Origin of the sequence: Rhizobium sp. LjRoot98 (assembly GCF_964252935.1) — a bacterium.
Taxonomy (GTDB): Bacteria; Pseudomonadota; Alphaproteobacteria; order Rhizobiales; family Rhizobiaceae; genus Pararhizobium.
Window position 1 is genome coordinate 431,538 of the sequence record NZ_CAXUPW020000003.1, and the last position, 13,379, is coordinate 444,916.

Consider the following 13,379-nt stretch of genomic DNA (forward strand, 5'->3'; position numbering starts at 1 on the left):
GGACGGACAACCGATGCCTTCACTTAAGGATCTGAAAAACAGGATCGCCTCCGTCAAGGCGACGCAGAAGATCACCAAGGCGATGAAAATGGTCGCCGCGGCGAAGCTTCGGCGTGCGCAGGAGGCGGCCGAGGCCGCACGGCCTTACTCGCAACGGATGAGCGCTGTTCTTTCGAACATCGCCGCCGCTGTCGGTTCGGATGATAGTGCACCTCGCCTGATGACCGGCAACGGTCAGAACCAGACGCATCTGCTCGTGGTCTGCACGGCGGAACGCGGCCTCTGCGGTGGTTTCAACTCGCAGATTGCCCGCTTTGCCCGTGACCACGTGCGCAAGCTGCTTGCCGAAGGCAAGACGGTGAAGATCGTCTGCGTCGGCAAGAAGGGCTTCGATATCCTGCGCCGCGAATTCGCATCGCTGATCATCGACCGTGTCGACCTGCGTGAAGTCAAGAAGATCGGCTTTGAAAATGCCGACCAGATTGGCAAGAAGATCATCAGCCTGTTCGAAAAGAACGAGTTCGATGTCTGCACGCTGTTCTATTCGGAATTCAAGTCGGTGATATCGCAGGTTCCGACAGCTCTTCAGCTGATCCCGGCTGCCGTTCCGGCAGGCGCGGAGCAGACGGATGCAGCGGCTGCGATCTACGAATACGAGCCAGATGCGGGCGAGATCCTCAACGATCTTATTCCGCGCAACATTTCGGTGCAGGTTTTCCGGGCTCTGCTCGAAAATGTTGCCGGTGAAATGGGTGCCAAAATGAGCGCGATGGACAACGCCACGCGCAATGCCGGTGAAATGATCAACAAGCTGACATTGTCCTACAACCGTCAGCGCCAGGCTCAGATCACCAAGGAACTCATTGAAATCATTTCGGGCGCGGAAGCGCTCTAAGGTTACGGAAAGAGGGTAAGGATTATGGCTAAGGCAGCTACCCCCAGTACAACAGCAGCGGCTAAGAAGCCGGCAGCAGTGAAGGCAGCAGCGGAAAAGCCGGCAGCAGCAGCGAAGGCCGCTGTGGCGAAGAAGGCACCGGCAGCCAAGGTTGCCGTCACGGCAGCTGGCGCAGTCGGCCGCGTTACGCAGGTCATCGGCGCCGTCGTCGACGTGACCTTCGATGAAGGTCAGCTGCCGCAGATCCTGAACGCGCTGGAAACCGACAACAACGGCAACCGCCTTGTTCTCGAAGTCGCACAGCATCTCGGTGAAAATGCCGTCCGCACGATCGCCATGGACTCGACCGAAGGTCTGGTTCGCGGTCAGCCGGTTACGGATACGGGCGCTCCGATCACCGTTCCGGTTGGTCTGGAAACGCTCGGCCGCATCATGAACGTCATCGGCGAGCCGGTTGACGAAGCTGGTCCGCTGATCACTTCGGGCAAGCGCTCGATCCACCAGGAAGCACCGTCCTACGTCGAACAGTCGACGGAAGCACAGATCCTCGTCACCGGCATCAAGGTTGTCGACCTGCTCGCTCCTTACGCCAAGGGCGGCAAGATCGGCCTGTTCGGCGGCGCCGGCGTTGGCAAGACGGTTCTGATCATGGAACTGATCAACAACGTCGCCAAGGCGCACGGTGGTTACTCGGTCTTCGCCGGCGTGGGTGAACGTACCCGCGAAGGCAACGACCTTTACCACGAAATGATCGAATCCGGCGTGAACAAGCACGGCGGTGGCGAAGGCTCCAAGGCGGCCCTCGTTTACGGCCAGATGAACGAACCGCCGGGCGCCCGCGCTCGCGTCGCTCTGACCGGTCTGACGATCGCTGAACAGTTCCGTGACGAAGGTCAGGACGTTCTGTTCTTCGTGGACAACATCTTCCGCTTCACCCAGGCAGGTTCCGAAGTGTCGGCTCTTCTCGGCCGTATTCCTTCGGCCGTTGGTTATCAGCCGACGCTCGCCACCGACATGGGCCAGATGCAGGAACGCATCACCACGACGACCAAGGGCTCGATCACCTCGGTTCAGGCCATCTACGTTCCGGCCGACGACTTGACCGACCCGGCGCCGGCAACCTCGTTCGCCCACTTGGACGCAACGACCGTTCTGTCGCGTTCGATCGCTGAAAAGGGTATCTACCCGGCCGTTGACCCGCTCGACTCGACCTCGCGCATGCTCGACCCGATGATCGTCGGCGAAGAGCACTACGAAGTGTCCCGTAAGGTGCAGACGACCCTGCAGCGCTACAAGTCGCTCCAGGACATCATCGCCATCCTGGGCATGGACGAACTGTCGGAAGAAGACAAGCTGGCCGTTGCCCGCGCCCGTAAGATCGAGCGCTTCCTGTCGCAGCCATTCTTCGTCGCCGAAGTCTTCACCGGTTCGCCGGGCAAGCTGGTTGCGCTCGAAGACACGATCAAGGGCTTCAAGGGCCTCGTCAACGGCGAGTACGACCATCTCCCGGAAGCCGCTTTCTACATGGTTGGTTCCATGGAAGAAGCGATCGAAAAGGCCAAGCGCCTGGCTGCCGAAGCCGCTTAATGACTTTTGATCGGGGCGCTAATGGCGCCCCGATCGTCACTCGCTGCGGCTGGCAGTTGTCCGGCCGCGCCGAACGGGATTTTCTGCCGGGGTTTCTCGCCGGTAGCGCCAAAAGAAGCGAATGATCATGGCTGATTTCTATTTCGAACTCGTCTCCCCGGAGCGCCTGCTGCTTTCCGAGCGCGTCAGCGAAGTCGTTCTTCCCGCAACGGAAGGCGAAATGACCGTAATGGCCAATCATGCGCCTGTCATGACGACGATCAAGCCGGGCATTGTCACCGTCAAGGCTGTTGACGGCAAGGTTACGCGCTATGTCGTGTTTGGCGGTTTCGCCGATATCCTGCCGACCGGTTGCACGCTGCTTGCCGAATCCGCTGTTCCGGTCAGCGAAGTCGATGCCCAGCTGATCCAGAGGCGCATGGACGCTGCCAAGTCCGAGCTGGAAGATGGCTCGCACAGCGACGAACACAAGACGCGCCTGGAAAGCTTTCTTGCAGAGCTGACGCAGTTGAATGAGATCGTTGTTGCAGCCTGAAAGAGTCAGTGACGTGACTTTCGAACCCCGCTCCGGCGGGGTTTTTTATTGTCCGGATTTTGCTCGCCGCGCGGTGGTTTAAGACCCCTTGCTGCCGGCGCACGCCGTGTCACCGGTTTGATCGTGCAAAGATCCAGCTGGCCTGATTGAGCGCCAGATAACCTCCTGTTCCGAGTAACAGCGTATCATTCGGCGGCCTGCGCGGTTTTGTGGGGGAGCTTTCCGGTAGGCCAGGCTTTTGCGTGCTCTTCTTCTTGCCGTCGGAGAGAAGGGACTGCCGCCTCCCTGAAGGTCTTGGGTAAGTCCGCGCACAAAAAAGCCCGGGATCGTAAAATCCCGGGCATCGCGGTTTTGAAGTCTTTTTATCCCCGCAGATCAGCTAGCCATTTTGTCGGCGTAGGCGCGCTGTTCGTAGTGATGGCCAAAACGGCTCTTGAGGAACGCGTCGAGGCCGATTTCTTCCTGGCGGATGAAGCCCTTGGCGGGCAGCTCGCCCTTGGCCAGCATGTCGAGAACGGCGCAGATGCTGGTTGCCGTGGTGATCTGGATGGCACTCATCATGCGGCCGGCGACAACGGCGCTGTAGACCTTGTTGGCGTAGGTTTCCTGCACCAGGCGGCCTTCCTTGCGGCCCGAAACCGTGACGAAGATGATGACGACGTCCTGCATGGTCGAGGGCAGCGAGTTTTCGAAGATATCCTTCAGGACTTCACGGCGATGGCGCAGGCCGAGGTCGTTGAGCAGCGCCTTCATGATCGCGGCATGGCCGGGATAACGGATGGTGCGATAGTTGAGCGTGCGGACCTTGCCCTTCAGCGTTTCGCAGAGCGTGCCAAGGCCGCCCGACGTGTTGAAGGCTTCATAGGTGACGCCGTCGAGCGAGAACTCTTCGCGTTCCTCGAGCGCCGGTACAGTGATCAACTGGCCTTCGACGATGGCTTCGCAGGGTTCGATATATTCGTTGATGACGCCGTCGGTGCTCCAGGTCAGGTTATAGTTCAGGGCGTTGGACGGATACTGCGGCAGGGCGCCGACGCGCATGCGGACGCTGTCGAGCGTGTCGAAGCGGCTGGCGAGATCGTTGGCAACGATGGAGATGAAGCCCGGTGCGAGGCCGCACTGCGGAATGAAGGCGGTGTTGGCCTTTTCGGCAATTTCCTTGACCTGGCGGGTGGATTCGACGTCTTCGGTCAAGTCGAGGTAGTGGACGCCAGCCTTGGAGGCGGCTTCGGCAATCGCGATCGTCAGATGGAACGGGGCAGCGCTGAGGACGGCGAACTTGCCGGTCAGCAACTTGACCATGGCGGCGCTGTCGGAGATGTCGATTTCCGTGACCGAAATGGCGTCGTGCTTTTCGATCAGGGCAAGCTGCTCGGCGCTGCGGTCGGCCAATGTCACCTGATAATCGCCGGAATGGGCGAGAAGGCGGGCAATGGTCGAGCCGATCTTGCCGGCGCCGATGACAACGATGTTTTTCATAGTAAGTTCCCCGAATGAGTCTGTCTATGCGGGAATTATCTGCCTTCCGATGGTTGATATGAAGCGCTGATTTGATAAAAATGCCGATCAATAATCGGCATAATGCCGATCTGGATGATCGATATGACGTTAGCGGATAAGGACCGGCAGCTTCTCGCCCTTCTCAGCGAGAATGCCCGCATGCCGACGGCGCTTCTGGCGCGAAAACTCGGTCTTTCACGCACCACGGTACAGGCAAAGCTCGAGCGGCTGGAGCGGGATGGCATCATTGCCGGTTATGGCGTGCGGCTGTCGGATGATTTCGAAAAGGGGCTGGTCAAGGCGCATGTGCTGATCACGCTTGCCGCCAAGGCGCTGGGGCGGGTGACGCAGGACCTGCACGATATCGAGGACGTGCGGACGCTGCATTCGGTGAGCGGCAGCTTCGACCTGATCGCCATCGTCGCGGCGTCATCGATCAGCGAACTCGATCTGGTGATCGACCGGATCGGCGAGATCGACGGGGTGGAAAAGACGCTGTCGTCAATCATTCTGTCGACGCGGATCAACCGGTAGTCATTCGGCCAGTGAGGCGCTTGGCAACCGCCCCTCACCCTAACCCTCTCCCCGCTTGCGGGGAGAGGGGATGATAGAGGTTGCCGCTTGTTCCCTTCTCCCCGTTTACGGGAAGGTCCCCGACAGGGCGGATGAGGGGCGACCCCAGCGCGTCCTTACCCAAACAGCGCCATGCTGGCCCGTAGCGTCACCCAGATGCCCCACAGCATCGGAATGCCGACGATGGCCCAGGCGATCAGGGCTGTTCCATCGAAACCGCCAGTGCCGATGCCGAACGAGCCGGTCGGACCGGTATTGGCCGCAGCGGATTTGGCCTGCAGAGCGGCCACTTCCGCATCCTTCATGAACCACGTGTCCGACAGCGGCCGGACCAGTGCGTTGGCGATCAGGCCCAGCGCGAGCATGCCGGCGAGGATATACATCGTGCCGGTATAAAGTTCAGGCCCGGGCGCGACGCCGGCTGAAATCTGCGCTTCGCGGATATAGTTGACCACGACGGGACCGACGATGCCGGCCGTTGCCCAGGCCGTCAGCAGACGCCCGTGGATGGCGCCGACGAACTGCGTGCCGAAGATGTCGGCGAGATAGGCCGGGATGGTGGCGAACCCGCCGCCATACATCGACAGGATGATGCCGAAGGCGAGCACGAACAGAGCCTTGTTACCAAGACCGGCGAGTGTCGGGGCCAGCGCGTAGAGCGCGATGCCGAGGATGAAGAAGCAGAAGTAGGTGTTCTTGCGGCCGATCTTGTCCGACAGCGATGCCCAGAAGAAACGGCCGCCGATATTGAACAGGGAGAGAAGCCCGGTAAAGCCCGCCGCGATGGCGGCGATTGATGCCTTCTGCGTGGTATCAAGGTCGGCAAAGGCGACATCCGGCAGGCCGATCAGCGAACCGGCGAAGATTTCCTGCAGCATCGGCGATGCCATGCCGATGACACCGATACCGGCCGAGACATTCAGGCAGAGGACTGCCCAGATCAACCAGAACTGCTTTGTCTTGTGGGCGTCGCGCAGATGCACGTGCTTGGTGGTGATCATCGTGCTTTTGGTGGCTGGCGGTGTCCAGCCTTCTGGACGCCAGCCGGCAGGCGGGATGCGATACCCGAAGGCGCCCCCCATCATGAAGACGAAATAGATGACCGCCATGACGACGAAGGTCTGCCAGACACCGGCTGAAACGTCGGTGCGGAAGTTGGTCATCAGCAGGTTTGCAAGCGGAGCGCCGATCATGGCGCCGCCGCCAAAGCCCATGATCGCCATGCCGGTCGCCATGCCGCGCCGGTCGGGGAACCATTTGATCAGGGTGGAAACCGGCGAGATGTAACCGAGACCAAGACCGATGCCGCCGATCACTCCGGCGCCGAGCCACATCAGCCAGAGCTGATGGGTATAGACGCCAAGTGCTGCGACAAGAATGCCGCCGCACCAGCAGCAGGCGGAGACGAAGCCTGCCTTGCGCGGACCGACGCGTTCCAGCCAGCCGCCCCAAATGGCGGCTGAACAGCCAAGCAGCACGAAGAACAGCGTATAAATCCAGCCGAGATCGGCGACGCGCCAGTTGCAGGTGGTGGTAAACAGCGCAGACGCGAGGTTCATGCTGGCGCAGGTGTCAGGCGTGGTGCCGAGCGCCTTGGACAGCGGCAGCCAGAAGACGCTGAAGCCATAGGCCATGCCGATACAGAGATGGATGGCAAGTGCCGCAGGCGGTACGAGCCAGCGGTTGAAGCCGGGCCTGGCGATGATGCGTTCGCGGTCGAGAAGACCCACCGAGCCTCCGCCCACATAGGTGTCCGTTGTTGCCGTCATGAATTTTGTCCTCCGTGCGCCCAAGCGGGCGGTTCCCAATGAAGCCATTTCGGGGTCGGCAGAGGTTTGCTTTGCACCACCCGCTCCTCAACGCGTGGTGCCGTCTTTGCCGTCCTTGCCAACATGGGAGCAATCGGCATGCCAAATTGGCTCATTCAGGATTTCAATGGTTTATGGGAGGCACGCCGCCGGTAGCGGACAAAATGTCCGAAACTTGGCGGACATTTTGTCCGCTCTAGCTGGCTTCTGGCAGCCAGACGGAAAAGGTGGTTCCTTTTCCGGGGGCGCTTTGAACCGAAATACGGCCGCCCTGGCGGGAGATCAACCGCTGGCTGATGGACAGGCCAAGACCGGTTCCTTCCTGGCGTTTGGTGGTGAAGAACGGATCGAAGATCTTGCCGATCAACTCCGGCGTCATGCCGACGCCCGTATCGGTAATGTCAATCACGACGCCGGGCCGGGCCTCGATATCCTGGTCCAGTGTTCGGATCGTCAGGGATCCGCCCTTCGGCATGGCGTGGATGGCATTGACGATCAGGTTGATGGCCACCTGTTGCAGCTCCGTCCGGTTCATCAGAACCAGCCGGGTTGCCTTGTCGTCGCGGACAAGCTTGATGGCGGCCTTGTGCAGAAGATGCTGCACCAGCGGCAGGCAATCGGAGATCACGTTCGATGGCGCGTGGCGCTCGACGTAACCGGCATATTCCTCCGGCTTGGCAAATTGCAGGAGTTTGGTGACGATCTGGCTGATGCGGTGGATCTGCTCATCGATCAGCCGGAACTCGACCTTCGCTTCTTCGGCCCTTGCGCCCAGCACGCTGCGCACCACGTCGAGATTGCCCTGGATGACGGCGATCGGATTGTTGATCTCATGGGCAACGCCGGCGGTGATCTCGCCAATGGCGGCGAGTTTTTCCGACATGATCAGCTGCTTGGTTGTCGCCTCGATCTGGCGGTTGGCAAGCTCCAGTTCGCTGGTCCGTTCGGCCACACGATCGTTCAGTTCCTCGTTCCATTGCCGCAGCTCCCGGTCGCGCTGCTGCAGCTGGTCGAGCAGGCCGTCGAGATGCAGCGCCACGCGGCCGATCTCGTCGCTGGCTGCCTTCAGTTCGGTGCGCGCGCCCATATTGCCGCCCTCGACGCGAGTAATCGTGTCGCTCATGCGCTCCAGCGGTTTGAAGATTGCCCGTGCCCAGCGCAGGAAGATCGGTACGCTGATGGCAGTGACGACGAGAAAGGCAAGCACGATGGTCAGTAGAGTGGCGTATTTCGCCTGCCGGAACGGCGTTTCGAGAAAGCCGACATAGAGCATGCCGACGCGCTTGCCGAAACTGTCGACGATCGGTTCGTAAGCCGAGATGTACCAGTCGTTGACGACAAAGGCGCTGTCGAGCCACGTCCGGCCCTCGTCCAGAACGGCGGCCCGCACGGCAGCCGAGACGCGGGTTCCGAGCGCGCGGCGATCCTCGAACAGGCGGACATTGGTGCTGACGCGCACATCCTCGACAAACAGCGTCGCAGTGCCCTTGCTGCCTTCCGGCAGGCTTGCCTCACGGTAGACGAGGTCGTTGATCGTATCGATGAAGACAAGATTCTGGTTGAGCAGGATACCGCCGACAAGCGCTGCTTTCTCGCCATTTGCCAGCGTTACGGGACTGGCGGAATGAACGACCATTCCACGGGTCTCGATTTTCCTGTCGGTTGGCACCGCGTTTGGCGTCTCTACCAGCTCGATCTGGGCGCGTGCAGCCAGGGCGGGGGACAGGGCTGCCAGTTGTTCAATGGAAAAAATGTCGATGGCGGTCGAGGATGTGCCGCGAAGCGCAGTGGCCACCACCGGCCATGCGCCAGACGGTAGTCCGGCTGTGTTTACGGGTTGGCCTTGCCGATCCACCAGCATCAGAAAATCGAGCCCCAGTTTCGCGCGGCTTCTCTCAAGGAATGCTGGCAAGAGCGGCATCTCGCTGGAGCCGACAGTGTCGCGAAACGCGGCGGAGACGGCCAGTGCCTGAATATGCTCGCCGGTGTTTTCGAGAATGCGGGACAGATATTGGTGAGCGATGGTCAGGTCGCCATTGACCTTGGTGATCAGAAGCGCGTCGAACTTGGCGTTCCAGCGGGCAATGGCGATGCCGAGCAGGAGCGGCAGGATGACCAGCGTCGGCAGCAGCGCGATGGCCAGCAGCCGGAACCGGATGGAGCGGGCAGGGCGTTCCTGCGGGCGGGAGGACTCAGCCATTCCAGACGGCACATTTGCGGTCGATGGTCTTGCGCGAAATGCCAAGGCGGCGGGCTGCTTCATCACGATTGCCGCCGGTTTCCTCCAGCACTGCCAGAATATGCCGGCGTTCGATGTCATCCAGCGTCTCGCCGGCGGATTGCTGGCTGTGGCCGCCTCGAAAATCGTCAGGGAATTTTCCGAGGATCAGCGAGCGCTCGATCAGATTGCGCAACTCGCGCACATTGCCCGGCCAGGGGTAGCGGGTGAGAGCCGCCCGCACCGGCGCGTCGATCGTCACCTGCGGCATGCCAAGTTGCTGTGACAGTTTCAGCATGAACAGATCGGCCAGTTCCTGCACGTCATTGCCGCGCTCGCGCAGCGGCGGCAGGTAGAGTTGCATCACATTGATCCGGTAGAACAGGTCGGCGCGGAAGCGGCCCTTTTCGACCTCCTTCTGCAGATCGGCATTGGTGGCGAAGATGAAGCGGAGATCGACCGGTACCTCGCGCTCCGAACCGACCGGCCGAACGCGGCGATCCTCAATGACGCGCAACAGTTTGCTCTGCGTGGCGAGCGGCATTTCGCCGATTTCGTCCAGGAACAATGTGCCGCCCTGCGCATAGGTGAACAGGCCCTCGCGATTGTTTTCAGCCCCTGTGAAAGCGCCCTTGATATGGCCGAACAGTTCGGTCTCGATCATATCGGCCGGGATGGCAGCGCAATTGACCGGCACGAAGGGTTTTTCGGCCCGATCGGACAGGGTGTGCAACGAGCGGGCGGCAACTTCCTTGCCGGTTCCGGATTCGCCGGTCAACAATACTGAAGTCGGTAGCGGCGCGACCCGCGCGATGGTGTCGCGGACATCGCCGATCACCCGTGACGTACCGATCAGCCGGTCGCGCAAAAGGATGTGATCGGACGTTGCCTTCAGTTCATAGCGCAGCACGAAATTTTCGCGCTGCAGCCGCATCCGGTCGAGGCAGCGGGCGACGGAATTGAGGATCTGGTTGGAGCGGAACGGTTTCAAGACAAAATCGACGGCGCCGGCGCGCAGAGCCTGGATCGCGGTTTCAAGATCGGCAAAGGCGGTGATCAGGATCGCTTCGGCGAAAAAGCCGATGGCGCGCTGTTCGGCCAGCCAGTCGACGCCGTTCTTGCCGGGCATGATATTGTCGAGGATGACGACGTCGAAATGGTGCGCGTCGAGCTTGCGCGAGGCTTCGTCGGTATCGGCCGCCTCTTCGATCCGCTTGCAGCGGGGGCCGAGCGTGCGGACGAGAAAATTGCGCATTCCTGGTTCGTCATCGACAATCAGGATGGAGGCCTGCGCCAGCCACGGGCCGAACTCCGGATCGCGCTCCGGCACGGACGTCTTTCGCGCTGCCTCTCCCTGCAAAAGTCTCTCCCTCTTTTGACGGGGCGACCTTAGCAAGGCTGGCGGGCAGGTACAAAGCTCTTTCGAAACTCTTTTGCCCAACAGCCGCTTGGTCGCCGCTGATCGGCCTTGTTTATTCGTTGGTTCAACTCTGCTAGAGGCCGGATCTGATGAAGGCGAAGGGCGTTTCGATGAATGCACTAAAAATTCCGGATCACGATGCCTGGAGCGCTTGGCATCCGCTGGAACTGGCAGCCCGGCTGTCCGGCGTGACGAAACCCTGGTGCGTTGTCGGCGGTTCGGCGCTTGACCTGTGGCATGGTGAGCAGATCCGCGACCACGACGATCTCGAATTCACTGTGTTGCGCGAGCATACCGGGATATGTCGCGACGCTTTGAAAGGGCTCGAATTTTACACCGCAGGCAGCGGCGTCGTGACGCCACTGCCGCATGGCGTGGAGCCGCCGGCCGATATCGCGCAGATCTGGTGCATGGACGCCGCCGCGCGCCGCTGGCGCGTGGACATGATGATCGAGCCCGGAACGGAGCTGACATGGGTCTGCAAACGCGACCCGCAAATCCACGGCCCCCGTCATGATTTCGTGCGCAAGACTGTCGAGGGCATTCCCTATCTGGCTCCGGCCGCGATCCTTCTTTTCAAGGCAAAGTACCAACGGACAAAGGACGAAGCCGATTTCGAGACTGCCTTGCCGAAGCTGACCACGCCGGAACGGAAATGGTTGAGGGCCAGCCTCGGGCTAGTGCATCCGGGGCATGACTGGATTGGCGTGCTTTAAGAGGCGCCAATCTACCGCACCTTCAACCCCAGTTCCGCGAGCAGTTGCCCGGCCTGATCCCGCGAGATCGTTGCGCCTTTGAATTGTTTGGCGTTCAGCAGGCGGATGCCGCCCAGATCTGCGCCGCGCAGGTCGGCGCCTTCGAAGCGGCATTCGGCGAGGTTTGCATCGCGCAGGCTGCAATCCTGAAAGATCGCATCGCGGAAATCGCATTTCTTCAGGTCGGCCATCTGGAAGTCGAGGCCGTTCAGGCGGGCCTTGCGAAAGGAGAGGCCGGGAAGGCGGGCATCGGCGAGGCGGGTTTCGTCGAAGGTCAGGTTGAGGGTTTTGGTTTCGGAGAGGTTGGCTCCCGTCAGCTTGCACCGGGAAAATTGCGCTCCTGTCAGCGTCGCACCCCGGAAATTGCTGTTGTTGAAGTCACAGGCTTCAATCTTGCTTTCGGAAAGGTCGCAGCCGGTGAAATCGGCCTGGCCGCCCTTGCAGCTAGACCAGAGCGTCGCACTCAGTTTCGCCCCTATGAAATTGGCTTGCTTGACGGTACACGCCTCGAACACCCAGCCCTCCAGCATCAGGCGCGACAGGTCGGCTTCCTCAAGGACGCAGGCGACAAGCTTGTGCGGTTCTCCACTTTTCGAAAGGAGTTCGACCTCCGCGCGATCAAGCGCACGGTTTTCGAGGGTATTGGCCGGTGAAATTTGGATGTCCGGGGAGGCGGATGGCGCCATGTCGCTGTTCCTTGTTCGTCATCGAGGAAACACAGCGCAAGACCACGTACCTCACTGACCAATGCTGATCAAACCGGTACCGTGGAAACCCAGAGGGGTCATAAGCTGCTGATTGCAGGGACCGGATTACCAACCGGCCCATCTTTTTCGGTATTGCTGCATAGCGTGAACATCGGTCGCGTTCAATGTGGAAGTCAGTATCGGACCTGGATCAGTCGCTGAAGCCTGCCTCCAGCATGGTCTGATTGATGTGTTCGGATGCCTCGGAGGGCTTTGCCGGACTGCCGGGCCGTTTGATGATGGCGGCAGCCGATATCACGAGCGGGTCGAAGCCGGCGTCGTCCTGTTCGATCAGTTCGAAGAATGCCTTGCGCATGCGTGGCTCCCAGAACTTGTTGATATGGGTGGCGATGCCCGCAACGCGCTCGGCTTCGGGCTGCGACTTGAAGAAGGTGGCGATCTGGTTGGCCATGCGGACCAGTTTGCCATTGGTGTTATCAAGCGACATCGGCGATGGCTCCGGATTGAATGCGGTCAGGGTGGGTGAAAATCTCGAAATCGGCGCCGCGCACCAGCGCGATCAGCGTCATGCCGGCCTCATCGGCCGTGCGGATGGCGAGGGCCGTCGGTGCTGATATGGCGATGATGAACGGGCTGCCGATGATGGCGGTCTTTTGCACCATTTCGACGGAAACGCGGCTGGTGACGACGACGGCGCCGGTCGATCCGGCATGCCCGGCACGCGCCGCAGCGCCCACCAGCTTGTCCAGCGCATTGTGGCGGCCGACATCTTCACGCACGGCGATCAGCCCCTTGCTTGGCACATAAAACCCGGCGCCATGCACGGCGCGCGTTTCGAAATGCAGCGGCTGCTGGCCGTTCAGCAGGGACACTGCTTCGACGATCTGCTGTTCGGAGAGGCGCAGCGGCGAGGTCGATACTATTGGTGTCTTGCGGACAGCCTGTTCGATCGATTCGATACCGCAGAGACCGCAACCGACCGGGCCGGCCATATGGCGCCGCCGGGAGACCAGCGCGTCGTTCTGCTCGTCCTTCAGGATGATCTGCAGGTCGATGCCTTTTTCGTCCGCAACAGCTTCGATGGATTCAATTTCGGAGGGATCGGCAATGATCCCCTCGGTCAGGCTGAAGCCGACGGCGAAATCCTCGAAATCGCCGGGTGTCGCCATCATCACCGCATGGGTGGAGCCGCCATAGGACAGCGCGATCGGCGTTTCTTCGGGCACGACGCGGGAGCCTCGCGTGAGCTTGCCACTGCGATGGGCGGTTTCGGCCACTGTCTGGGTGAGTTTGAAGGGGGTCATGGGGCCGCCGCCCCCTCATCCGCCCTTCGGGCACCTTCTCCCCGTTGGGGAGAAGAGGGAGTTTGCCGCGCACAGCT

The 13,379-nt window shown here is 60.9% G+C and carries 12 protein-coding genes; 5 read left to right on the forward strand and 7 right to left on the reverse strand.

The window, feature by feature from the left end; translation table 11 throughout:
• The first annotated feature begins 13 nt into the window (after window positions 1-13).
• From ACSQ3J_RS13945 to ACSQ3J_RS13955, 3 genes are all read left to right on the forward strand, one after another.
• Window positions 14-895, forward strand: coding sequence for a F0F1 ATP synthase subunit gamma (locus tag ACSQ3J_RS13945; RefSeq protein ID WP_060502768.1), 882 nt, complete (start codon window positions 14-16; stop codon window positions 893-895).
• A 24-nt stretch (window positions 896-919) separates the two neighbouring features.
• Window positions 920-2,482, forward strand: coding sequence for a F0F1 ATP synthase subunit beta (gene atpD / locus ACSQ3J_RS13950; RefSeq protein ID WP_082511998.1), 1,563 nt, complete (start codon window positions 920-922; stop codon window positions 2,480-2,482).
• Window positions 2,483-2,609: 127 nt separating this feature from the next.
• The gene (locus ACSQ3J_RS13955) at window positions 2,610-3,017 is read left to right on the forward strand and encodes a F0F1 ATP synthase subunit epsilon (protein ID WP_436039322.1); all 408 of its coding nucleotides are present in this window, start codon (window positions 2,610-2,612) and stop codon (window positions 3,015-3,017) included.
• 375 nt (window positions 3,018-3,392) lie between these two features.
• Here the strand turns inward: ACSQ3J_RS13955 and ACSQ3J_RS13960 are convergent, their stop codons facing one another.
• Complete coding sequence (locus ACSQ3J_RS13960) at window positions 3,393-4,496, reverse strand: saccharopine dehydrogenase C-terminal domain-containing protein (protein WP_436039323.1); 1,104 nt, start codon at window positions 4,494-4,496, stop codon at window positions 3,393-3,395.
• 123 nt (window positions 4,497-4,619) lie between these two features.
• Between ACSQ3J_RS13960 and ACSQ3J_RS13965 the strand changes: the two genes are divergently transcribed.
• Window positions 4,620-5,051 (forward strand): Lrp/AsnC family transcriptional regulator, encoded by a 432-nt coding sequence (locus ACSQ3J_RS13965; protein ID WP_436039324.1) that lies wholly within the window; start codon window positions 4,620-4,622, stop codon window positions 5,049-5,051.
• A 155-nt stretch (window positions 5,052-5,206) separates the two neighbouring features.
• Here the strand turns inward: ACSQ3J_RS13965 and ACSQ3J_RS13970 are convergent, their stop codons facing one another.
• The 3 genes from ACSQ3J_RS13970 to ACSQ3J_RS13980 form a co-directional block, all read right to left on the reverse strand.
• Window positions 5,207-6,859 (reverse strand): OFA family MFS transporter, encoded by a 1,653-nt coding sequence (locus ACSQ3J_RS13970; protein WP_436039325.1) that lies wholly within the window; start codon window positions 6,857-6,859, stop codon window positions 5,207-5,209.
• Between the two features lie 235 nt (window positions 6,860-7,094).
• Window positions 7,095-9,098 (reverse strand): sensor histidine kinase, encoded by a 2,004-nt coding sequence (locus ACSQ3J_RS13975; protein WP_060512023.1) that lies wholly within the window; start codon window positions 9,096-9,098, stop codon window positions 7,095-7,097.
• Window positions 9,091-10,476 carry a sigma-54-dependent transcriptional regulator gene (locus ACSQ3J_RS13980; RefSeq protein WP_436039326.1) on the reverse strand — a complete coding sequence of 462 codons (1,386 nt, stop codon included), beginning with the start codon at window positions 10,474-10,476 and terminating at the stop codon, window positions 9,091-9,093. The genes ACSQ3J_RS13975 and ACSQ3J_RS13980 overlap by 8 nt, the downstream gene beginning before the upstream one ends.
• A gap of 149 nt (window positions 10,477-10,625) precedes the next feature.
• Here ACSQ3J_RS13980 and ACSQ3J_RS13985 point away from each other — a divergent pair, with 149 nt between their 5' ends.
• A complete protein-coding gene (locus tag ACSQ3J_RS13985; protein ID WP_436039327.1) occupies window positions 10,626-11,252 on the forward strand; it encodes an amino acid transporter in 627 nt (208 codons plus the stop codon).
• A gap of 11 nt (window positions 11,253-11,263) precedes the next feature.
• On the opposite strand, the gene ACSQ3J_RS13990 is transcribed toward ACSQ3J_RS13985, so the two are convergent.
• The 3 genes from ACSQ3J_RS13990 to fdhD all read right to left on the reverse strand — a co-directional run bounded on the left by ACSQ3J_RS13990 (window position 11,264) and on the right by fdhD (window position 13,302).
• Window positions 11,264-11,977: a pentapeptide repeat-containing protein gene (locus ACSQ3J_RS13990; RefSeq protein WP_436039328.1), complete on the reverse strand. Its 714-nt coding sequence runs from the start codon at window positions 11,975-11,977 to the stop codon at window positions 11,264-11,266.
• A gap of 211 nt (window positions 11,978-12,188) precedes the next feature.
• On the reverse strand, window positions 12,189-12,485 hold the full coding sequence (locus ACSQ3J_RS13995; RefSeq protein WP_436039329.1) for a formate dehydrogenase subunit delta: 297 nt from the start codon (window positions 12,483-12,485) through the stop codon (window positions 12,189-12,191).
• Window positions 12,475-13,302: a formate dehydrogenase accessory sulfurtransferase FdhD gene (gene fdhD / locus ACSQ3J_RS14000; protein ID WP_060502774.1), complete on the reverse strand. Its 828-nt coding sequence runs from the start codon at window positions 13,300-13,302 to the stop codon at window positions 12,475-12,477. The genes ACSQ3J_RS13995 and fdhD overlap by 11 nt, the downstream gene beginning before the upstream one ends.
• Window positions 13,303-13,379 lie beyond the last annotated feature (77 nt).

Excerpts from the sequence above, each read along its gene's own strand:
- ACSQ3J_RS13965 (WP_436039324.1), top strand. The coding sequence starts at position 4,620 with ATGACGTTAGCGGATAAGGACCGGCAGCTTCTCGCCCTTCTCAGCGAG.
- ACSQ3J_RS13955 (WP_436039322.1), top strand. The coding sequence starts at position 2,610 with ATGGCTGATTTCTATTTCGAACTCGTCTCCCCGGAGCGCCTGCTGCTT.
- ACSQ3J_RS13975 (WP_060512023.1), bottom strand. The coding sequence starts at position 9,098 with ATGGCTGAGTCCTCCCGCCCGCAGGAACGCCCTGCCCGCTCCATCCGG.
- ACSQ3J_RS13970 (WP_436039325.1), bottom strand. The coding sequence starts at position 6,859 with ATGACGGCAACAACGGACACCTATGTGGGCGGAGGCTCGGTGGGTCTT.
- ACSQ3J_RS13990 (WP_436039328.1), bottom strand. The coding sequence starts at position 11,977 with ATGGCGCCATCCGCCTCCCCGGACATCCAAATTTCACCGGCCAATACC.
- fdhD (WP_060502774.1), bottom strand. The coding sequence starts at position 13,302 with ATGACCCCCTTCAAACTCACCCAGACAGTGGCCGAAACCGCCCATCGC.
- ACSQ3J_RS13995 (WP_436039329.1), bottom strand. The coding sequence starts at position 12,485 with ATGTCGCTTGATAACACCAATGGCAAACTGGTCCGCATGGCCAACCAG.
- atpD (WP_082511998.1), top strand. The coding sequence starts at position 920 with ATGGCTAAGGCAGCTACCCCCAGTACAACAGCAGCGGCTAAGAAGCCG.
- ACSQ3J_RS13960 (WP_436039323.1), bottom strand. The coding sequence starts at position 4,496 with ATGAAAAACATCGTTGTCATCGGCGCCGGCAAGATCGGCTCGACCATT.
- ACSQ3J_RS13985 (WP_436039327.1), top strand. The coding sequence starts at position 10,626 with ATGAAGGCGAAGGGCGTTTCGATGAATGCACTAAAAATTCCGGATCAC.
- ACSQ3J_RS13945 (WP_060502768.1), top strand. The coding sequence starts at position 14 with ATGCCTTCACTTAAGGATCTGAAAAACAGGATCGCCTCCGTCAAGGCG.